We start from the raw sequence: 22,431 nt of genomic DNA, 5'->3' as shown, positions 1-22,431 counted from the left end.
CATTATGAAATTCAATTTTAATGTAAACGAAATTTTAGATACCAAGGATATTGAATACGCTGGCATTAACTATAACGAATCAGAATCGAAAGATTTTATTATAGATAAAACAGGGGGCGAGTTTAATCTAAGAGTTTTTGCTCCTTTAGTTTTTGAACCCCTGGTAAAAAGCGATCTTAATTTACCAAGTTTGCGAATAGATGCTGTTACTGTAAATTTAAATCGTTCAAAAGTTATCAGGAAAGAAGGAATCGAAGGAAGAGATTCAACTATCAAAGAACATATTACAAATGGTGATTTTAGTATTTCTATCGAAGGATTAATCGCTAATGAAACGGGAGATGAATATCCAAAAGAAAAGCTTTTTTTATTGAAGCAATTTCTAAATGCGCCTTATTCTTTAAGAGTAACACATGCAATTTTAAACCGATTTGGTATTTATGAACTTGTGATAGATTCGTATTCAATTCCTTCTATTTCTGGAACAAAAAATATTCAAAAATTTACTGCCAGCGCCACGTCAGATGAAACCGTAGAACTAATAATTAGAGACAATGCTTAAACTAAATGCGAGAATTAAAGTTTACGAAACAATAAGACTTATTCCAACTCCTAAATATTATGAATTTACTTATGTCAAAAATGTCGATATAAACAGTTCATACAAATCCCTAACAGATACGGCAACCCTTGTAATGCCAAAAAAAGTATATACAGATACTAAAGGTTTCGACCAAAACTTATTTGCAAATGCCAATGGTGAAGAAAAAACAATTCACGACTTTTTTAAACTTGAAAATTATATCGAAATATTATTAGGATATGATGGCAATTATAAACCAGCTTTTAGAGGTTATGTCACAGGAGTTCAATCGGATATAACAACTGCTACTATATCTTGTGAAGACACGATGTATGCTTTTAAAAAAGTAAAAGCGGTAAAAGACGACGATGTTCAAAGTAAGAATGATACGTTAAATATTGTTGCTACAAATCCAACTACAAATGTTGAAAAATTTAATCCTAAAACTTTTTTCGAAAAAAGAATCAAAGAACTAAAATTGCCTTTTAAAGTAAATGCTCTTGACGAAGAATTAGGAAATATAATGGTTAACAGAAACCAAAGTCTGGCGCAGGTTTTTGATATGTTAAAAGACAAAGGGATTTATACTTATTTTAAAACCGAAGAAACGGGTCCTGTACTTACAATTACCAATAATCCGCAGCAACATACTGCTACTGAATTGGGTGGTTTTATCACTCGTAATTTCATTAAAAGTCCATTAGCAGGCACACTTGTGAAAAAGTTAATCAATGAGGGACTTAGCCTTTTAAGTTCTCAGTTGGACAAAGTAGGGAAATCAATTTCCGGAAGTTTTTCAGGAAAAGCACGTTTTAGATTTCGGTATAATATTATTGAAGATAAATTGGTTGTAGTTAATGAATCTACAAAAAACACGCGAACTCGAGTAGAAAAATACTTTAAGAACTCAAACACGCCAATTTATATTGAATTGGGCGATCCAAATGGGCAATTAATAAAAAACCATGTTCTGCATAGTGATTCCGATGATTTACCAAAAGATCCAACAGCTTTTAAAAAAGCAACGACACAAATAGCTTCAGAATTGTATCAATATGCTGCTTTAAGAGCAATGGAATCTAAACCAAGCGGATTTGAAGGTTCTTTTCTCACTTTTGGTGAGCCGTTTGTACGACCTACAGATAAAGTAATTCTTGAAAACGCAAAAGACAAAGAAAAAAATGGAACTTTTCAAGTCGAGAAAGTAGAGCGAAGTTTTGGCGAAAACGGTTACAGACAAAGGATTTATATAGGACGAAGAGTAGAAGCAATCTAAAAAAAACTAAAATGGGAAACATAACAGATCTAATAAAAGATGTCGCTAATAAAAATCAAATTATTGAAACTTTTGCGGCAAAAGTCATCGAAATAAACAAAGAAACAGAATCGCTCCATAATCCGGAAGATGCTTATACCGTAAACATAATGAGGGCCGATGGCGCGATTCTTAAAAATGTACGATTGAAAGCTTCAATCCTGGATGTAGAACAAGGAATTATTACGATTCCTAAAAAAGACAGCTGGGTTTTGGCTACCATTATTGGCGGAGTAGAAACTCGCGCGTTTATTTCGCAGTTTTCGGAGGTCGAACGTACTTTTATTCGCTTTAAAAATGACGAGAATCATTATTTGGAAATTGATATTGATGTAGATAAATTCCAGGTTTTATTTAAAGAAAAAGAAGGTAATGATTCTTCGACAACTTCAGTACCTACATATAAAAATATCGCTCAACTAGAATTTAACGGTAAAGAAGGCTCGAACATTAGTACCACTTTTTACGATGAAAATGGTACAGAAATTTCGAAAAACAGCTTTAATATTAAAGAACAAAATATCAGCATTAATGAAGGAAATACAATTTTCAATTTAAAAGATAAAGAAGTCAAAGTAACCATCAAAGACGGGTTTGAAGCAATAATTTCTGATGTAAAAACTTCATTTAAAAAAGGTGATTTGATTTTTGAAATGGATGATAAATTTAAAATTGATGCTGGGACAAAAAATTTATTAACCGAATTAGAAAGCCTCATTACAGAAGTCTCAAAAATTGTAGTTGTACAAGGAGTTGGTCCGAATGTAGGGAGTCTACTTACAATAAAATCTAATTTACAAAATTTACTAAAAATTTAAAAAAATGGCATTACAAATATCAGCATTACAAGCAGCAATCTTAGAAGCATTAGACAAAAGCACACAAATATCGGTCGATGTAAGCAACGGAGATGATAATGCAAATCAATCAAAAATTGCGAGAGAAAAAACAGCAGAAAAATTAGCAACTGCAATTGACACATTTGTCAAATCAGGAACTGTAAACACCACAGTAACTACGACTGGCTCTGCATCAGCGCAAACCGGAACCGGGACTGGAAAGATTTCATAACAAATTCAAACTAAACTTAAACTGCCTCTTGCGAAATATCGCAAGAGGCAGTTTAATATTTGAAAAGTACAACTTAGTTTCAATTGAAATTCTAAAAAATCACAAAAATATCTAATTCAGTTTCTTTCTCAAAGCCTCTTCCATTTCATAGAATTTACTTTCTAGATCATGAATCTTTTCATAAATATTAATAGGATCTGGCATTTGTTTAGAAGCATACATACTCGCGTACCAAACCTCGAGAATATCCTCGGCATAAATAGAATACATTGGATAATTTCCATCTCTGTTGTCAGACTTCAGGATTAATTTTCCGCTTTCTCTAATTCTGTTCAGGACCCTTTTTACAACCACTCCATCATTCTTACTGATAATAACATAAATTCTTCCATCAAGAATATCATCAAAATTATCGACATATTTGCCAAAGAGATAATCTCCGTCATGTATGGTTGTTGACATCGAATTTCCTTTTATTTCAAAACATCTATAAGTTCCGTTTTTTAGCATTGGCATACTAAATGAAGGAAGGCTTTCCATGTATTCCGGATCAGAATAGCCATCTAAATAACCTGCACGGGCTTTTACTCCCACAAAATTGATGTTTTCTTCTCCGTCTTCGTTTACTGTTATAATCTTTGGTAAATTTAAACCAACTTCATTGTTCGTTTTATTAACAAAAATGGCATCACTTTCTCCAAAGAAATATTCCGGATTCACATTGCAATGTGTAATTATACTTTGTAGTAAATCAAAACCTGGCTTTGTTCTTTTTCTCTGTCCATCAGATTGCAATCTTCCAATAGTGATACTATCTATTGTTGTGCTGGTTACACCTATTAATTTAGCAAATGAGTTATTGTTTAACTTCATCTCATCTATAATACGTTTTATTTTAGTATGTATTTCCATGTTGTAATTGCATTTATTGTTTGTGTAATATGTTTTGCTGTTTGCAAGGTATTCCACTATATGTTGCAAAGCTAAAAAATATATAATAAATAATAGCATTCTGATATAAATTTTTTGTGTAACTTCTAATTTTAAAGGTGATTATGGTGTTTTTATTCTTGTAATACTCTAATGTAGAGAAAAAAAAATAAATCATATTACTGAAATCACTGCTTTTTTTATGGCAATATGTTGGATATTTTAAAACATATGTTGTATATTTGTCAAACAAACAATCCACCATATGATTTTAAAAGAATTTTATAACGAGAAAAAAAGCGCTATCGAAAAAGAGTTCATTTCTAATGCGCCAGCAGTACATCTTTACAGTGATGCTGTTTTTAAAACTACGATTACAGCACCGATAGTAATGTTTAAATACGATACTATTTCTTGGGAGACATCCTCTGAAAAAAATTACAAAGCAGATGTATCATTTTGCCTTTACGTCGTACTGCCAGTTGGAACTATTTCTTCTACAAGCTATGAAGAAGCATTCGAAATTGCACATCGCATAGACAAGGCTATATTATCTACAAGTAATAACAATGCCTTTATAGATACCAATTCAACCTTTAAGATAAAAGAAAAGCAATGTAATAATCAAGAAGTTTACTGGGATAAGAACGATTATTTCATTTGGGAGATAACCTATAAAACTACATTAATAGAAAATATTTTAAAGAAGAAATATATTCTTTTCAATAATGGATTAAGTAATGAAGAATTAGAAGAGCTGGGGTATAACTTAACTACTGGAATAATAGGGATAAACCCAAATCAGGTTAAGGGAGATATTGATTTAAAAACCAGCTCTTAATTTGAACGGTCTATAATTTAACAGGTGATATTCACAAATAATTATATGAGATAAAATTACAATAGGATACAAATCTAAATAATAATTAACCCATACTATTTAAACCTAAAATATGAAGAGAAGCAGAACACTATTAGACAAAAGGAGAGATTTTGTGATCAACTACCTAAATAGAAATCAAGCTAAACAAATGAAAGTTGTTGTGTCTGAACTTTCAGACACTTTGTTCTTAACAGAACGCACCATTTATACTATTATAAATGAAGGACTCGCTACAGAGGCCAGAGCTTAAACCACTGAAACTACTGGCTTTGATAATCTGAAAAATTGGAAAAAGCAATCTTGAGCCTTAAATTTGTACTCGCTAGCAAAAGCAAATTTATCTCTTGGCCAAGAGCAAAATCCAATTAAAAGACCAGTTTTTAAAACCGTCCAAAAAGAGTCATCTTATTTTTTGGATTCTAAATTACAAATACCATTTTAAGATAAATCGTAGATAATTACAAGTTTAGGAACTTGTAGCAGCCATTCTTTTGCCCTTTTTTTAACAAAAACAATTTTTTAAACAATTAACATTTTATATTATGAGTACATTAAACGATGTAGTGATTAACAAACTATCAGGCGGATTAGGAAGAAGAAATCCAGAACAAGACATGGTTTCAGGATTACTTTTTGATGGAGCTTCAACTGCAAAATTAGCATTAGATAAAATAGAGCGTCTGGCTTCCTTAGAAGATGCCGAAGCATTAGGAATTACAGCTGATTATGATGTAAATGGGCAATCCGCTCATTATCAAATCCAACAATTTTTTAGAATGAATCCTTCTGGTGACTTGTACATTATGGGAACAACAGCTACATCTTACGCAAACATTGCAGGAAAAGCATTAGACATGCAAGAAAAAGCCAATGGAAACATTCGCCAAATGGCAATTATCTCTTCTACAGCAACAGGATTCAGAGAAACAGAAGCCGCAATTGCAGCAGCAAAAACACAAACGGAACTTGCTTATACGAATTTTATGCCTTTTGAAGTTATTCTGGAAGGGAAAGGTTTTGATTCTAAATTAGCTACTTCTTTAGTTGAATTAAACGCAGAAAACGTATCTGTAGTTGTAGCTATGGATGTTGAAAAAGCATTTGAACAAAAGTTATTTCAAAAAGGCACTACAACGGCAGATGACAAACTTTATGCTTTAGCTGCTAGCGAAAAATTAGTTGCAGTAGAAGGTTCCTTAAATGTTTATAATGTGAGTACTGCTGATGGCCTTAAAAAAGAAAATGGAGCTGTTCTTGAGTTCATTTTTAAAGATGTATACAAAAATACCGCTGCAGTTGGTTTAGCATTAGGTGCTATCTCTAAAGCAAAAGTATCTGAAAATATTGCTTGGGTTGAAAAGTTTAACCTTACTGGTGAAGGTTTCTCTAAAGCTGGTTTTATTGGTGGACAAGAAATTAAAACTCTTGGAACTTTAAGCGAACTAAACGAAAAAAGATACATTTTCGCAAAAACACATACTGGTTTGCCAGGTGTTTATTTTAACGACAGTCATACTTGTACTCTAGGTACATCAGACTTTGCTTATGTCGAAAACAACCGTACTATTAACAAGGCAACTCGTTTATTGCGTACCGCTTTATTACCAAAATTAGCTTCTCCGGTTTTAGTAGATATTGACGGCAAATTACCACAATCAGTTTCAAAAAACTTTGAAGGATTATGCAGAAGCGCTTTAGAAGGAATGGTTGCCAACCAAGAAGTATCAGCTTTTGATGTTTATGTAGATCCAAAACAAAATATTTTGGCAACTTCAGAATTAAAAGTAAAAGCTGAAATTACTCCAATTGGAACTGCCCGCAAAATTATGGTCGATTTAGGATTTAAAAATCCTTTTGGAATCGACAAAGCATAATTTACTGAATTTAATATAATTCAAAAAAACATAAAAATTCACCAATTATATCGCACTTATTCATTTACTGTAAATGCAAATGAATAAGGTGATAGTTCCAGATCGTTAAAAAGATCATTAAAAAATAAACAAAGCTACATATGAATAAATTACCATTAATTAACGGACAACAACACAGCTGGTCATCTATCGAAGTAAGTATTGCAGGTAACATCGTTACCGGAATTACAGCTGTAAACTATAGCGACTCAGTATCTAAAGAAAACCATTACGGAGCTGGAGATATGCCAGTGCACAGGGGTAGAGGGAAGTATGAGGCAAAAGCTTCGATCACTTTATACAACTACGAGGTAGAAGCTATTTTAGCTGCTTTACCAAAAGGACAAAGATTACAGGATATCAACCCTTTCAGCATCATTGTAAGTTACCTGGACGACAGTAATGAAGTAATTACACACACGGTAAGAAACTGCGAATTTAACTCAAACAGCAGAGGAATTAGTCAAGGAGACACTAAAATCGCGGTTTCTTTTGACTTGATCTGTTCTCACGTTGAGTGGAATTAATCTACATAAATTACTACTACTAAAACCATAATACCCTATTTTCTGTCTATAAAACCGACTAAAAAGAGATAACCATTATCAATTGCGTTATACAAAAAAGGAGTTCAAGGAACATGATTTTTGTCTGCAAACTTATTCTACAAGCTCTTTATTAGTCCGTTTTTAGAAAGGGAATCTTCTTCAAGAGGCCGCTTCGAGAATATTCAACTCCAAAACAATACCTCAGGCAGCCTCTTTTTTTATCATTCAGTCAACGAAATAATTCTCATTTCAATGACTTATAAAAAATCATTACATCAGAATTCAACTCATCAATCATAAAAAATAAAACCTTTTACAATGGAAAAAACAATTTCAAAAACCGCAGATGTCCTTGACGGAAATATTACTCAGGCTCAGTTAAACCAATGGAAATACAAACATAAAAAAGTAGTTAAACTGACCATTGCAGATGACGACGAAATGACTTTGTTTGCCTATTTCAAAAAACCGGATATTGCCATTCGTTCAGCTGTATTGCAAGCTTCAAAAATGGATGAATTTAAAGCCCTTGAAGTATTATTCAAAAACTGTTATCTAGGCGGAGATGCCAAAATTGAACAAGAGGACGATTTACGCCTCAATATTACTACAGCATTTTCAGATCATATCCAGCCGAAACCTGTTAAAGTCGAAATACTATAGCAAATACCTTTTTGCCTACCCATAAAAAAACTATCCTAATGATTATTAAAAACCATACTATAGAGCTAAAAGATACCAGTGCTTCTGAAATGGCCCGGTTCAGGCAAATTATGCTAGGCATTTGGCGTCAGCAAAAAGAAGATGATGAAAATTCGGGTGAATGGGAAAAACTTCTTAAAGATCATTATGCAACAGCCAAAGAACTTGATGCAAAATATGCAAACGATCCTAAAAAACCTGATGAAATTACATTAAAAGGCGATCGTTATATTCTAAATAATGAAAATCATTATCAATATACTTATGCAAGTGCTTTAGAGGAAGTAGTTGTCGTTGCACCAATATCGCCATTAGTTTCTATATTACTTTGGATCAAAAAAAATATAGGCAATAAAGCACAAAAGTTAAAATTAGACTCTTTTCCTAAAAATGCTCCTCTAAATTTTAATGGAACTATTAAAGGATATACAATTAGTTGTAATCGTCATCAGTTTGAAGCTATTGTTGATCTAAAAAATATTGAATTTAAAGTGTCTTTTTCAGTAAAGACTTTCTTTCTTTTAGATATTTTCGATCTTCAAAAAAATTTGGCTCTTAGATTTGAAACTGATAGTTACGAAGGGATGGAATTTTTAGCAGAGTTTATAGGTTATGATTTAAAGAAATTTAAAGAAGTAATTACTCAATATTACCGAACTGCAATAGCCGCAGCAGGAAATGACAAAGACAAATTAGATGTCATTTATGAGGTAATACCGTATTTCATTTTGGCATCCTTAAAAACAAACAAACAACTCTATCAAGATCTTGATATTCTTTTAAATCAAAATATTTTTGATTTAGGAGGACGTGATGAAGATCAAGGAATTATAAACATTCTGAAAGCTCTAAACAAACAGGATGGGAAAAAACTTTATAAATGGTTAGAACAAAGACCTAAAAAGGTTCTACAAATATACGATTCAGGTAAAAGTATAAGAAACGAGTTTTTAAAATTAATTCACCAACTGGCAACAAATTATGGCAACCAAGGCGGTCCTGAAGTTAATAAAGCATATGTGAGTTCTAAGGATTCTTTTATTTTTAAAGACATCTTTTTAAATACTACAAGATTAGAAACAGGTAGAATATATATAGAATCTGTCAATGGATTAACTTGGGATAAGTTTTGGGATGATTTTTTTCCTTTAGATAAAGATATAGGATCTGAGCCTAAAAAATATCTCACAATGCCAATTCGTTATGGGAACCCGATGCATTTGGCTTCGTTAACAACAACAGGACAGAAACCTGGAGAATTCATTGAAAAAACCGAAACCATTTTAATGCTATTACATCTTTCTGAGCAAGAAAACAACAAGCAGTTTTGGGAACTAGTAAGTCTTACTACTTCAATTCTGGGAGTTGCATCTGCTTTAAGAGTAATTGTTGTTGGTGGAAGCCAACTTGCCGTAACCCTGGCTTATATAGAAATTACAAAGGAAGCTGCAGAAATGGCAATGCTTAATGACAAGGCAAAACAAATATTAATACAAAATGATTTAGAATGGTTGGTAGACAATTGGACAAAAATAAGTATTGCCGTTGATATTACCACTTTTGGATTAGAAGGATTAATTAATTTAGTTAAAAAAGGTAGAAAAGGAGCAAAAGTACTTAGAGATGCTGGATACACGGATGAAGCTTTAAAGTTAGAAGAGAAAATTGAGGATGCTGAAAAAATAATAAATGAATTTCAAAGACTAGAAACAAAGCTTGCAAAGATTTCAAGTAAACTTGATGATCTTACTGGAAATTTTCCAAAAGTACAAGAGATTGAAGATGAAATTAGGGTTTTAGACAAGGAATTCGGAATGTTTTTTGATAAAAATGGAAAAGCAATTTTTGATAAGTTTGGTGGTATTGAAAAGGCTAGTTTAAAAATTGAACGTATTCAAGTTCTCAAAGCAAGGCAACAAATTTTGAAAAATGGTGGACAAGCCGGTGACTTAATACTAACACACAACCATTTTGGCAATTCAGCATTGAGCCCATCAGACATACTCATAGCTATTAAATATAATTTTAAAGAACTACGTGCTGTAGGAAGTTCTGGTATCGATTACAGTCTAAAAAGAGTTAATAGCTATCCTTTAGAAAACACTGATACTTATATAAAAATTATGAAAAAAGCAGGGGCTAAAATGCAATCAAAATACCCAACATTGCATCCGACTAGATATATAGATGGCGGAGATAATATAGAAATGGCACAGTTTTATGCTGAAACCTTATTAGAACAGTTTGGAGATTATATAGAATATACTAAATTCACAAAATAAAATAAACAACAATGAACAATTTACCAAAATTAGATTTTTTATATTTTAATCTTGATCGTACAGAAGAAAATTATCTAACAAATACGCAGCTATATTATGACAAATTTGATTGGGATGAAAATCATTTTGATGATTATATCAGGAGATGTTCTTTAGAAGAATTGGTTTATTTAATGATTTATATCTATAAAGATAAATATCCAAGAAGTGTATTTCATTTTGCGATTTCATTAGACTCTAAGCAAGAAAATTTACTTTCTTTTATCAGTAAAAATAAAAGAACAATAAGTGAAAATAAATTTTCCCATTATAAATTCTTAAGAGAAGACGTCATCGCAATGAGTACTGAACATCACGAAGAAGAATATTCAGATGAAGAAAGTATAGAAAAATATTGGCGAGGTGAATCATATATGCAAAATCTTTTTTTAGAATTCAACGAAGAAGTTCCAATTCATATCATCGACAAAGCTTTAGAAGGAAAAGAATATACAAAAGTAGAAAAAGATAATGTATTACTTTACGAAGTAAAAGATAGCCCTATTGCTTCGCTAGAAGTTGCTAAAACCAGTATTAAACTAAATATAAATGAAGACAAAGTAATATTATATGTTTCAATATACTAATTGATTTTAAGTTTTTTATTTATGAATACAAAACAATAAACAATTGTTTAAAAAGACATAACTTATATTTTTATTATAATTACAACTATTGATGTATGAAAACCATAATGAAAATATTAATTTTTATTGGATTTTTTCTTTTTATTGTCAGCTATTTTATTAGTCCATACACTGTCAATGAAGGAGATTTAATAGTCATTGACGGTGATATTGTAGCATTCTTAAAAATGTTGTATGTAATCACTAGTATTCTTTTTGGATGTTTATTTTTTGTCTTTCTTAGAGTTTTTAAAAGTAAAAGTTATCTGGTTTTTTCTTTTATTTTTCTTATCATTAGTTTAATGTTTTTAGGCAAAATGTTTTTATATTTTGATAAATTTCTAGAATGAAGTAATAATGCTTAGAGTGTTGTTTCGAGGCGCTGAATAAAATTAACCAAGACTTATCAAACAAAATGAACTTAACAGAAATTCAAGAATATTTTTCAAATAGCTTAGTACTATTCGCAAACAATGATATGATTAACCAGTATGTTTCAAAAGAAACATCAGATATTCTATACAATATTGGATTACCAAATCATAATACTTTTGGTGGAGACTATGAGTTCCTTGGAAATGTCGAATTATTAGATGAAAAATATTTAAAAATAGGCACTAAAAATACTTACATTAATGAATTATTTGGATTATGCATTGACATCGAAACTCAAAAAATAATTGGAAGGACTCATTATCGAGAAGGGATAAGAACGTATAGTATCAATAAAAATCTAAAAACCTATCTTGAATATATATACTCATACGAACGTTTCAGAAAGGAAGTAAAGATACCTCAAACGCTAGGACAATACCATTTACATCATGAAAAATATGCTCTGGAATTAAAAAACAGATTATTGGCTATAGATAAAGATGACGTTAATACAGATTTTTGGTATAGTTCTATTGGAGAAATGGAATTGGGAGTTATCTAATAATTTTAAATACAAAATTTGGGTTTCAACTATTCTAAGTAATTACAAGATACATTTATAATCTCTATGTGGATTTAATAAATTCACCAAATAAAAAAATATGAACAATTTACCAAAAATAAATTTCTTGTATTTTAATCTAGAGCACACAGAAGATAATTTCTTGAACAATAGGCAATTATATTATGATACTGTGGATTGGGATGAAAGACATTTTGAAGATTATGTTAAGGTATGCTCTTTTGAAGAATTGATTTTTTTAATGATTTATATCTATAAAGATAAATACCCTAGGAGTATATTTGATTCTGCTATTTCTTTAGATTATGAAAGACAAAATTTATTATCCCATACCAATAAAAAGGGAAGAGGTATAAGTGAAAATAAATATATCTTTAATAATTTCTTGAGAAAAGATGTTGCTGGCATGATTTCTCAATTTCATAGCGAAGAATATACAGAAGATGAAATTATCGAGAAATATTGGCGAGGTGAATCTTATATGCAAAATCTTTTTTTAGAATTCAATAAAGAAGTTCCAATTCATATCATCGATAAAGCTTTAGAAGGAAAAGAATATACCAAAACTGAAAAAGATGGCGTACTACTTTATGAAGTAAAAGATAGTCCTATTGCTTCACTAGAAGTTACTAAAAACAGTATAAAATTAAATATCAATGAAGAGAAAGTAATATTATATGTTATGATTTGGTAATTGATTTAAAGTTTGTTGCACTTAATCAGATTTCTAATTCCCTTTACATCATCTAAAAGAACTATGACCAACTTACCAAAACTAGATTTTTTATATTTTAATCTAGAACATACAGAAGAAAATTATCTGAATAGAAAAGAACTATATTACGATAAGGTTGATTGGGATGAAAGACATTTTGAAGATTATGCTAAAACCTGCTCTTTTGAAGAATTGGTATATCTAATGATATATATATATAAAGATAAATATGCTAGAGATAAATTTGAATCTATTATTTCCTTAGATTCAAAAGATCAGGTTTTACAATCTTACACCAATAAAAAAGGAAGAATTATTACAGAAACAAAATATGACTCTTATAATTTTTCCAGAACAGAAGTTATTGGTATGATTTCCCAATATCATAGTGAACAATATTCGGATGAGGAAATTATTGAGAAATATTGGAAGAGTGAATATTATATGCAAAATCTTTTCCTGGAGTTTAATCAAGAGGTTCCAATTCACGTCATCGACAAAGCTTTAGAAGGCAAAGAATATACCAAAACTGAAAAAGATGAGGTATTACTTTATGAAGTAAAAGACAGTCCAATAGCTTCGTTAGAAATTACTAAAAACAGCATAAAATTGAATATAAATGAAGACAAAGTGATATTGTATGTTATGATTTGGTAATTGATTCTTAAAATATTTTCTTTTCATTGCAATCCCGTTTTTCTTAATTAGAAAAACGGGATTTTTTTCTTTAATTTTAATTTTTGTCTATAAAAATAAAACCATTAAAAGTATAATATTCTATACTGAAACTACTGATTTACAATTTGATATTATTTTTATAACACGCTATTTAGGCGTATTTTTACAGTATAATTAAAAGCACTTATTCCATCAAGATTGCAATCACAAAAAAACAACATTTTCAGGATTTACTTAAGCAATTGTTTTAGTCTTAAATAAATTTACAACACCAATAATCTTATCAAATACTACAAACTCTGATTGTCTTCAAACAATTAGAAAGGCTTTTTATGCTTAAAATTTGAAATCTTTAATAAATACAAATATGGATCAAACAACAAAAAAACACATTGATTTACTGCATCCTTCGGTTAGGGAAGAAGTTACTAAAATCATTGAGGAATGCGATATGGCATTAACCAAACGAGCTAAAGTGCGCGTTACACAAAGTCTCAGAACTTTTCAGGAACAAGAAGATCTTTATGCTTTTGGCAGAACGAAACCTGGAAAAAAAGTAACAAATGCCAAAGGAGGTCAATCTATTCACAATTATGGCTTTGCGGTAGACATTTGCCTCATTATAGACGGTAAAACGGCTTCGTGGGATACTGCAAAAGACTGGGATGATGACCGAATCTCGGACTGGCAGGAATGTGTAAAAATTTTCAAGAAATACAACTGGAACTGGGGGGGAGATTGGAAAACCTTTAAAGATCTTCCGCACTTTGATAAAAAAGGATATAGCGACTGGAAAGTACTCAGTAAACTAAAACGTGACAGAAAAAACTATGTAATCTTATACAAATAAACAGATGAAACATTTGAAATTAAAACATCTAATTTTTCTAATTGCTATTTTTTTTGCAATTATCTCATGCACATCAACTAAAACGGCCCAATTCGACCCTTATTCTTATCGAAAAGCGATTGAGATAAAAGATGAAACTTCCAGATTAATGGATAAAGCGATTTCTCCTTATACTAATCAGAAATTAGAAGTTGAAGCTTTATTCCTGAACATCGAAAAATTGACTGAATATGAAAAAATCAAGCCCAATAACGAAATCACATTTGCGATGTGGAAGGCTTTAAATGATAAAGAAAAAAATCTTTTGGCAGGATTCTTCAAACGTTGGGAAACGAAAGGGATTTTATCTCCAGTTTTTATACAGGAGTCTAGAAAACAGGTTTTAGATGCTTTGGATTTACTCATTCAATATGAAATTAAAAAAGACAAAGAATCAAAGGATGCACTTTTATATTTAATTAACAGTAATACCTAAAGTTATGAATAACGATCAATTAATAGAAGAGTTAAAAAGCAAACTAAAAACTATTATAACAAAAAGTTACAAAGACTACAAATCGGAATTAGAGAAAGATTTAAACGCATTTTTAGTGATATCAAAGGAAAAACTAGAACGTTGGATGATTCTTTTCTCTACTGGAGATTTAACCGAAGAAGAATTAGAATGGCTGCTAAAAAGTCAACTGGATTTAATGACATTACAGGCGCTTCAAACTACTGGAATATCAAAAATAAAACTGAATACTCTTAAAAATAATATTATAAAAGTAATTTTTAAAGTGATTATCGATATGATTATTCCAGGCGCATAAAAAGGTTATTTTTTAACTTGTAAAACAATTACGTAATGGGTTTAAGTTATTGATAATTAGGTTTTTGTTGTTGAATTTTAACTTACTGAAACTACTGATTCCCAACCTTTAAAATCTTGGTTAAAGGCAAAGCATAGCGTATTTTTACAGTATCAAATAAGACATCATCTTTTGAGTATGGCGCGCAAATTCAAAAGAAGAAATTAATTAATAAAAGAACAAATAATAACGACATATGAAAGATTTTATCATAGATGAAGACTTGTTAATTACAAATGGAGATTTTGCTATTAAAGATGCAGATCAGCAAAATATAGAGCATCTATTATTAAGCCAGAAAGGGAGTTATAAAGAGTTTCCTATTCTTGGAGTAGGAATAAAAAAATACATGAATAGTCCAGATGCAACATCCAGGCTAAGATTAGAAAACGAAATAGATAAACAATTATCGTATGACAACTTTAATGTAAAAACATTAGATGTTAACGATTTACAAAACATTAAAATCGATGGGAACTATTAAACCACAAGAAAACCAAAACATTTTTGACATCTCTTTGCAAGAATATGGAAGTATAGAAAAAGTATTTGATATTTTAGAAGACAATGAAAAATTTAATATTACAGATGATATTTCTGTTTACGAAGATTTAAAAATAGGCCGTGAAGCCTTTAAAAAGGATATTGTTGAATACTACAATTCCAGAAACTTAAAGCCTGCAACTTCTATTTCAGATGAAGAACAGTATTTACTGGATGACTTCTCCGGAATTGATTATATGATAATTGAAGATGATTTTATCATTTATTAATAAAAAAGTTCTTTGTTTTAATTACCCGAAGCATCAGTTATGAACAATCAAACTGACTGAAATTTCACATTTAAATCTTCTCTTTTAGAATTCTCTAAAAAGAAAGCTACATCTCAGTAGTATTTACAAAAAAAACATAAACAATTTTCTATAAGCATATTACACATGTCTTACAGGCTAAACTATATTAAAAAATTAAAATATGGCACGTACAATTGCTGAAATACAGAACGAAATTCTGATTGAGAAAGGGAAACAAGCCTCCCTAAACGGCTTAACAGAATCAAAAGCTGCGATTTGGAAACTTTGGATCAATATAGTGGCTACAGCTATCTGGATACACGAAAAAATAGTCGAAAAAAATGCCCTTATATCGAGGCCTCATACGTTAAACTGGTATCGAGAACAGGCTTTGAATTTTCATTATGGCGCACCACTAGATCCAGATTCGAGTAACGAAATGTCGCTGATCTGGAAAGATGGCTCTTATCAATTTGACACCACAAATCTAGATGAAAAACAAATTGAAGATTCAAAAATTATAAAGCATTGTGCAGTAAGCGAAATTGATCTAGAAACTGTCCTTAAACGAAATAAAAAAATAGAAGAAATAGAAGAAATTTTCTCTGATTATTTCCACAATAAAGTTGGAGTTGTTTTTATAAAAGTTGCCACTGTAAAAGAGGATAAAATCTCGAGAATCGACGTTCCAAACGAACTTTTTGCTTTTAAAGAATACATCGCAAAAATTAAAGATGCAGGAAATCAAGTGCATATCACTTCTGACCAAGGAGATAACCTGAAATTAAGTTTGAATGTTTACATCGATCCTTTGAGCATTTTTATCAACCCAAAAGATATTGAATATTACCAATCAAAAATTTCAAACAAACCTTTAACACCAGAAGAACAATACGAATTGGATAATTATAAATTCGATTCAAGAAACGGATCATTAATCTTAAATAATAATACGGTGTTTCCAGTTTTAGATGCCATTAAAAATCATTTAAAAAATATTGAGTTTAATGGAGCTTTTGTAAAAACATACCTGGTAGACGCTATTCAGAAAGCACAAGGAGTTAAAATTCCAATACTAAGTAAAGTTGAAACTGCTTGGGCAAAAAATCCTAACGACAAAGTAGATCCTATTTTTAAGGATGCAACCAAGATTGAATATTTTATTCCAAACGCAGGTTATTTTGACATGGATACACTTCAGGTTGAGGTAAACTACATCCCTTACACATTTTACCGAGATAAACAATAGTCTAATATATATACAATGAATAAATACACTGTTTTAAAATGGGAAAAGTTGCTGTTATGGCTTATTCCTCCAATTCTTAGGAAAAAAACTCATGTTGATTGGCTTAATGTTTTGTTGACGCCTCTTCGTACCATTTATGAAGAAACGCTGTATAAAATGCAGCATACAGGACAGGTCATTTATCTGGAAAAAGTACTGAATGAAACTTATAATCCAACTAAAAATTACAATCCTAATTTAAGTATAGAAGAAAAACGATTAGAAGAATTAATTTATATAGACGAATCGGTTAAGCCCACTATACAGTATGTATATCTTCACAAAGAATACTACGAACCGGATGGTACTTTAATGATTCCGCAATTAAAAGTATATACACATGATGAATATAAAAAAAGAAACAATAAACCTGTTTACCTCGCTCATCGTAAGGATTATACCCAAATAAATTATGCCAATTTTAGAGTGTTTATACCCGAAAGTTTAATAGCAAATAATACAATAACAGTTCAGCCAGCCAAAGATCAATCTGTACAAACGGATGCTATTAACGTAGCCAATATGGAATACCACAATCTACTCAATTTTTATAAACTGGCGGGTAAAAGTTACGGGACCTATTCTTATTCAGTAAAAGATTAAACTAAAAGTTGAAATATAAAATAGAGGTATTCTTATCTCAAAAAAAATAGTAAAAATAATAGACATTTAAAAACATAAAAATGAAACAAGTAAATTTTAGTCATTCAGGAGGATTTCCTCTGGAGCAAGAAACTTTAGAAAGACTTCAAACCGCTTACAGACATGAGTTATTCGAAGCCTTAAAAGGACATTTAAGCATCAAGACCAATAAAAACTATATCGTAGCCCCTGCAATGATCGACAAGAAAGGTTGGGCTATTATTCATCAAGAAGAAAAAGATCCTAAAGATGAAACAGGTGCGAAAATACTGGAAGGAATTTTATATCCTATTGAAAAAGGTACTCCAACTGGATTTTTAAAAACTACCAGAACAGGTACAAGTTTAACATACGGAACAGGGGTAGTACAAAATGCCTATTTTGATTATAAAGCCCAATACATTAGTCCGGAAGATTATGCAAATCGTCCTGTACCTTCTCCAATCACTGATGCATTAGCAGTATATTATTATGAATTAAAAGATTTCAAAACCGTAAAAGATCTTCAGGCAATAGAAACTGATATTGATTTAATCAATCAAACCTATCTTCCGCTTGATGGATCAAAGGCAATGAAAGGAGATCTTGATTTGGGCTCTTACAAATTATCAAAATTAGACATAAAAGAAAGCGCTACAGCCAATGTAAGGGTTACAGATTTTAGATTGGGATCAACTTTAGGTAGAGCAATAGTGAATAGTAATACTAATCTTTCTTTAAATTATGGTTCAGATTGGCAGAATACAAATATAGGAGGGAAAGTATATTTAGAGAATTTAAATACATCAGATTCTACTAGTTCTTTGTTGGTATTAGATGATTCAAATCAGGTTATTAAGAACAATACATTAATCAAGTCACTTGTTGATCGTATCGTAAAGTTAGAAGAACAACCTGCAACAACAGTACCTATCGGAATGATTGCTATTTGGGGGAAAACTGCACCATTTCCGAAAGGATGGGAAGAATATGTGCCGTTAAGAGGAAGAATGCCAGTTGGTTTAGATATCACACAAACTGAATTTAATGGTCTAGGATATGCTGCTGGACAAAAACGTAAACAAATTACAGTTAATGAACTTCCAGAACATAGTCATACAATTAAATCTGATAGGAATGAAAATAATGAGGGAGGAGAATACGCTATTGGTGGTGGAACTGTAAATGATAGAACTTCATCTACTGAACCTGCTGGGGCTGGTCATGATTTTTCAATATTGAACCCCTACAGAGTAGTTCATTTCATAGAATATACAGGAACAACTGCAGTAACAAACCCAACAAATTTAGAGGTATCGAACATCGGTAATACAACTGTAACTTTAAGTTGGACAGCATCTACGGATAGCGTAGCTGTAGCTAATTATCTGGTGTCTATAAATGGTGCTTTACCATTCTCAGTAGGGAATGTTCTTTCCTATGATGTTACCGGATTGGCTGCAGGAACATTTTACAGTTTTTATGTTGTAGCACAAGATGCAGCTGGAAAACAATTGGGTGTCAGTAAAACTGTAAGTGCAACCACAACTACAACGGTAATCGTTATAGCTCCGCCAACAGGCTTAAGTTGCTACGTTACAGACTTGCATCTAATGAATCTTAGTTGGAATAGTTCAACAGGTAATGTTAGTTACTACGAGATATTTAAAAGAGAATCTGGTGAAACTTATGGACAAACTGCGTCACATACAAATGCTGGTGACACTACCACTCGTAGTGTTCTTGGTAGAGCAAAAACAACATATTTTTTTAAAGTAAGAGCTATAGATACTGCAGGAAAAAAATCTGACTTTACTCCTGAAGTTTCAGTAACCACAGAAGGAGAATATTCATGTTTTGATGTAGAATCTTTGGTAACAATGGCATCTGGACAAGCAAAGAAATTAAAGAATATTGTAGTTGGAGACAAACTTCAAGGATTTTCTTTCCCGAACGAAATTGATGAGTCTGAAGGAGATTACATGCTATGGAATGGTAAATTAAATGAAGCTGCCAAAGCAGAAGTAACAGTAGTAAGTAAACAAACAAGTGTACAGCCAAATTACTACGAAATCATAACAGCAGATATAGTGATTAAAGTTACTGGGCAACATCCATTATTAGTTTCTCAAGATGGAGAAAATGTTCAATATGTATGTGCGAAAAATTTAATACAAAGTATGCTATTGGTTGATAAAACTGGAAAGACAAAAGCTATCGAATCAATCTTATTTAAAGAAGAGCCTCTAGAAGTTGCATTATTAGATGTTGAGAATGTGGATAATTATGTTATTTCGGGAATTGTTGTTCACAATAGTAAACCAATAGATCCAAAGGATCCAAATGCTCCAGGGAATTAAAGGAGAATAAGAAATAACAATATGTAATAATTTTTTGGGGCTTCATACTTTATGCCCCAAAAGATTATTTGTTAAAAGAATAATTAAACTAAAAAAGATTATACATGAATAAAATTGTGAAATTTATTTTTACAGCTTCAGCATTGCTGTGGCTTTTAATTACAATACTAACAATGATGCCAATAGCAACCTTATTACTACCAACCTTACTTATCTCAAAAAAACATTATACAGAATGGATCCTTTTTTTATTTGCATTGATTTGTTCTTTAGGTGTTTATCCTATATGTTTTATGTATGCCGTTATAAAATGGAATGGTTTTTTAAGCTATTTAAGAAAACTTAGTTTGAGTATCGACATTAGCGGAAATATGGTAGCTGGGGCATTATTAAACGATAACTTTATTATCGCTTCCTCTACAAATAAATTTGGTGTGGTTCAGGAAACCATAAGCGATAATTTAGGAGAAAATGAAAGAGATAATACATTATCAATTTTCGGAAAAAGGTTTACCAACTTATTAGGAGTAATTGATTTTAATCATGCTCAAAAATCTATAGTAGAAGATTAAAAAAAAATAGAAAAACCGATGATGCATAAAATTTCAGAATATTCAAACGAAATAAAACTATTACTTTATGGGATTTTTATTTACCTAGAAATGGATATAGAAATTGTTAAAGTGTTGTTTTACTTAATGGTAATGGATACTTTTTTAGGCATTATCAAAACCATAGTATTAAATAACCCGTTTAGTTTTAAAAAATTAGCTTTAGGATTTGTTTCCAAGTTAGCCGTATTGTTAATACCAACAGCTTTAGCATTAATGAGTAAAGGACTTAATTACAACTTTAAATGGTTTGTAACCATAGTAATGGATTTACTGATTGTTAGTGATGGGATTTCGATAATTAGCAATATTATTGCTATAAAGACAAAAAAAGAAGTAGAAAACTTTGACGCAATGACTTTGATTCTGAAGTCAATAAGAAATCGTTTGATAGAACTCTTTAAAAGAGTTTTGATTACAATCGATCCAAAATATCATATAGAAAAATAAATCGATTAATATCCAATTAAATAAAAGAGATAGTATAGATAACTAAACAACTTCTATACTATCTCTTATTAATTTGATTTATAAAGGAGAAAGAAAGATTAAATTTTCGCATATTATTTACAATCAATGATGCAGATTATGCTGTTTGTATATTTTCAAAATTTCAAAGAATAACATGACCAATGAAATTAAAAACAGTAATTAAAGAGGAGCCTTATTCATTAAGACGGGTATTTAGGATAAAAAAAATAAAGAATATAATAGATTTAAGTAATTCTTTTTATATTGTAAATAAAGAAGTTTCTTCGGGATTATTTGATGCAGAAATTTATAGAGTGACGTTCAGTGCAGAAAGGAATGGGGAACTAAAAAGTTACGATCTGTTCTTGACTAGTAATGAATTGATTTGTGATAAAGAGGTAAATATCTTAGAAGAGTATTTGGGTATAATTCTTTCTGGAGATGGATCGCAATTTGAAATTCTGGATTATCAAACAGATTTTGCCATCCAATTTGATCAGGAAAACAGTTCGTTTGTAGAATCCGATGAGGTAGATAAAGGTTTGGTAATTTTTAGAAAAACAAATTGATAAAGAAATCATGAATAAAAATTGCATTCAGCCTTAAGAAAATGTTTAACAAATTGGTGTTTTATAGAATTGAAATAGTTGTAATACTTTAATGAAATTTCTCTGAAAGTAAAAAAGAGTTTTGATTGCAAGTGAATTCCACAAAAAAATCCTGTAAAGATTATTTACAGGATTTTTTAGTTTTTCTAAAGTTATAATATTTAAATGTGATCTTTTCAGAATTTCTTGGAAACATAATATTTGGTGGTAACATTTTTGAACTATGTTTTTCTTTAAAAATAATCAAGTAGTGTTTTATTCTTTTACCAAACCAGATATACTTTCATCAGCAGACGGATGATCACTACTAAAAATTTTATAATCTGTAATTTCGTGATTTTTGTTTAGTATAAATATAATACCAATTTGGTCTGCTCCACTTATATTACAAATAAGCAATGTTTTATCAGTATTGACTATTTTTCCTAAAACATTTATGCCTTTATCATCATCAGTATATTCTCCAATTGAGTCATGAAACAATTTGTACACATTGCTTGAATGGCTTTTAGAAAATAAGATATTTTCCACATCCTTTTCATCAATAAATGTAGTGTTTGAAGAAGTAAACTCATCTGATTCTAAGTATGATTTTAAATTTACATTGCCACTGACTGGAGTTGTTTTTTTAATAATATATTCGAGTCTATCTGTAGATGACATTTTTTCTTCATTAGGAGGGGTAAACTGATCGACAATTTCAAATTTCCCTTTATCATTAACTTTATAATTAA

General features: G+C 30.6%; 27 protein-coding genes. 25 read left to right on the top strand and 2 right to left on the bottom strand.

What is annotated here, in order from left to right:
- Positions 1-4: 4 nt before the first annotated feature.
- Genes OA93_RS20900 through OA93_RS20885 form a run of 4 tightly spaced genes read left to right on the top strand, consistent with a single transcriptional unit; the run spans position 5 to position 2,969 of the window.
- Entirely contained in the window at positions 5-562 is a 558-nt protein-coding gene (locus OA93_RS20900) for a DUF6046 domain-containing protein (RefSeq protein ID WP_039115971.1), read from the top strand.
- Positions 555-1,859: a hypothetical protein gene (locus OA93_RS20895; RefSeq protein WP_039115970.1), complete on the top strand. Its 1,305-nt coding sequence runs from the start codon at positions 555-557 to the stop codon at positions 1,857-1,859. Before OA93_RS20900 ends, OA93_RS20895 begins: the two co-directional genes overlap by 8 nt.
- An 11-nt stretch (positions 1,860-1,870) precedes the next feature.
- Complete coding sequence (locus OA93_RS20890; RefSeq protein WP_039115969.1) at positions 1,871-2,716, top strand: hypothetical protein; 846 nt, start codon at positions 1,871-1,873, stop codon at positions 2,714-2,716.
- Positions 2,717-2,720: 4 nt separating this feature from the next.
- On the top strand, positions 2,721-2,969 hold the full coding sequence (locus OA93_RS20885; protein ID WP_039115967.1) for a hypothetical protein: 249 nt from the start codon (positions 2,721-2,723) through the stop codon (positions 2,967-2,969).
- A 111-nt stretch (positions 2,970-3,080) separates the two neighbouring features.
- Here OA93_RS20885 and OA93_RS20880 read toward each other — a convergent pair whose 3' ends face one another.
- Positions 3,081-3,881 (bottom strand): S24/S26 family peptidase, encoded by an 801-nt coding sequence (locus OA93_RS20880; RefSeq protein ID WP_039116100.1) that lies wholly within the window; start codon positions 3,879-3,881, stop codon positions 3,081-3,083.
- Positions 3,882-4,164: 283 nt separating this feature from the next.
- On the opposite strand from OA93_RS20880, the gene OA93_RS20875 reads away from it, so the two are divergent.
- The 21 genes from OA93_RS20875 to OA93_RS20775 all read left to right on the top strand — a co-directional run bounded on the left by OA93_RS20875 (position 4,165) and on the right by OA93_RS20775 (position 21,658).
- Positions 4,165-4,740: a hypothetical protein gene (locus tag OA93_RS20875; RefSeq protein WP_039115964.1), complete on the top strand. Its 576-nt coding sequence runs from the start codon at positions 4,165-4,167 to the stop codon at positions 4,738-4,740.
- Between the two features lie 112 nt (positions 4,741-4,852).
- The gene (locus OA93_RS24955) at positions 4,853-5,032 is read left to right on the top strand and encodes a hypothetical protein (protein ID WP_039117084.1); all 180 of its coding nucleotides are present in this window, start codon (positions 4,853-4,855) and stop codon (positions 5,030-5,032) included.
- Positions 5,033-5,324: 292 nt separating this feature from the next.
- Positions 5,325-6,656: a DUF2586 domain-containing protein gene (locus OA93_RS20870; protein ID WP_039115962.1), complete on the top strand. Its 1,332-nt coding sequence runs from the start codon at positions 5,325-5,327 to the stop codon at positions 6,654-6,656.
- A 140-nt stretch (positions 6,657-6,796) separates the two neighbouring features.
- Entirely contained in the window at positions 6,797-7,222 is a 426-nt protein-coding gene (locus OA93_RS20865; protein ID WP_035684757.1) for a hypothetical protein, read from the top strand.
- Positions 7,223-7,561: 339 nt separating this feature from the next.
- Positions 7,562-7,906: a hypothetical protein gene (locus OA93_RS20860; RefSeq protein ID WP_039115960.1), complete on the top strand. Its 345-nt coding sequence runs from the start codon at positions 7,562-7,564 to the stop codon at positions 7,904-7,906.
- Between the two features lie 38 nt (positions 7,907-7,944).
- Positions 7,945-10,227 (top strand): hypothetical protein, encoded by a 2,283-nt coding sequence (locus tag OA93_RS20855; protein ID WP_039115957.1) that lies wholly within the window; start codon positions 7,945-7,947, stop codon positions 10,225-10,227.
- Positions 10,228-10,238: 11 nt separating this feature from the next.
- Positions 10,239-10,853 (top strand): hypothetical protein, encoded by a 615-nt coding sequence (locus tag OA93_RS20850; RefSeq protein WP_039115953.1) that lies wholly within the window; start codon positions 10,239-10,241, stop codon positions 10,851-10,853.
- A gap of 517 nt (positions 10,854-11,370) precedes the next feature.
- Positions 11,371-11,829 carry a hypothetical protein gene (locus OA93_RS20840; protein WP_131474514.1) on the top strand — a complete coding sequence of 153 codons (459 nt, stop codon included), beginning with the start codon at positions 11,371-11,373 and terminating at the stop codon, positions 11,827-11,829.
- A gap of 100 nt (positions 11,830-11,929) precedes the next feature.
- Positions 11,930-12,544: a hypothetical protein gene (locus OA93_RS20835; protein WP_039115949.1), complete on the top strand. Its 615-nt coding sequence runs from the start codon at positions 11,930-11,932 to the stop codon at positions 12,542-12,544.
- Between the two features lie 63 nt (positions 12,545-12,607).
- Entirely contained in the window at positions 12,608-13,222 is a 615-nt protein-coding gene (locus OA93_RS20830) for a hypothetical protein (protein WP_039115948.1), read from the top strand.
- Positions 13,223-13,610: 388 nt separating this feature from the next.
- Complete coding sequence (locus OA93_RS20825) at positions 13,611-14,093, top strand: M15 family metallopeptidase (protein WP_039115946.1); 483 nt, start codon at positions 13,611-13,613, stop codon at positions 14,091-14,093.
- A 4-nt stretch (positions 14,094-14,097) separates the two neighbouring features.
- Positions 14,098-14,568, top strand: a complete 471-nt coding sequence (locus OA93_RS20820) for a hypothetical protein (protein WP_039115944.1) — start codon at positions 14,098-14,100, stop codon at positions 14,566-14,568.
- Between the two features lie 4 nt (positions 14,569-14,572).
- Complete coding sequence (locus OA93_RS20815; RefSeq protein ID WP_039115942.1) at positions 14,573-14,905, top strand: hypothetical protein; 333 nt, start codon at positions 14,573-14,575, stop codon at positions 14,903-14,905.
- 235 nt (positions 14,906-15,140) lie between these two features.
- A complete protein-coding gene (locus OA93_RS20810) occupies positions 15,141-15,428 on the top strand; it encodes a hypothetical protein (RefSeq protein ID WP_039115940.1) in 288 nt (95 codons plus the stop codon).
- Complete coding sequence (locus OA93_RS20805; protein ID WP_039115939.1) at positions 15,415-15,717, top strand: hypothetical protein; 303 nt, start codon at positions 15,415-15,417, stop codon at positions 15,715-15,717. Before OA93_RS20810 ends, OA93_RS20805 begins: the two co-directional genes overlap by 14 nt.
- 202 nt (positions 15,718-15,919) lie before the next feature.
- Positions 15,920-16,987, top strand: a complete 1,068-nt coding sequence (locus OA93_RS20800) for a hypothetical protein (RefSeq protein WP_039115938.1) — start codon at positions 15,920-15,922, stop codon at positions 16,985-16,987.
- A gap of 15 nt (positions 16,988-17,002) precedes the next feature.
- Complete coding sequence (locus OA93_RS20795) at positions 17,003-17,629, top strand: hypothetical protein (protein WP_039115937.1); 627 nt, start codon at positions 17,003-17,005, stop codon at positions 17,627-17,629.
- A gap of 80 nt (positions 17,630-17,709) precedes the next feature.
- Positions 17,710-20,007, top strand: a complete 2,298-nt coding sequence (locus OA93_RS24270) for a fibronectin type III domain-containing protein (protein WP_052259552.1) — start codon at positions 17,710-17,712, stop codon at positions 20,005-20,007.
- 104 nt (positions 20,008-20,111) lie between these two features.
- On the top strand, positions 20,112-20,579 hold the full coding sequence (locus tag OA93_RS20785) for a hypothetical protein (RefSeq protein ID WP_039115936.1): 468 nt from the start codon (positions 20,112-20,114) through the stop codon (positions 20,577-20,579).
- Positions 20,580-20,597: 18 nt separating this feature from the next.
- A complete protein-coding gene (locus tag OA93_RS20780) occupies positions 20,598-21,068 on the top strand; it encodes a phage holin family protein (RefSeq protein WP_039115935.1) in 471 nt (156 codons plus the stop codon).
- A gap of 182 nt (positions 21,069-21,250) precedes the next feature.
- Positions 21,251-21,658 (top strand): hypothetical protein, encoded by a 408-nt coding sequence (locus tag OA93_RS20775; protein ID WP_039115934.1) that lies wholly within the window; start codon positions 21,251-21,253, stop codon positions 21,656-21,658.
- 294 nt (positions 21,659-21,952) lie between these two features.
- Here OA93_RS20775 and OA93_RS25175 read toward each other — a convergent pair.
- Positions 21,953-22,431 (bottom strand): hypothetical protein (locus tag OA93_RS25175; protein ID WP_039115933.1); only part of this gene is annotated, 479 nt, incomplete at its 5' end.

Origin of the sequence: Flavobacterium sp. KMS (assembly GCF_000813005.1) — a bacterium.
Taxonomy (GTDB): Bacteria; Bacteroidota; Bacteroidia; order Flavobacteriales; family Flavobacteriaceae; genus Flavobacterium.
Note: the sequence above shows the minus strand (reverse complement) of the source record. Positions and strands in the feature narration are given on the sequence as shown.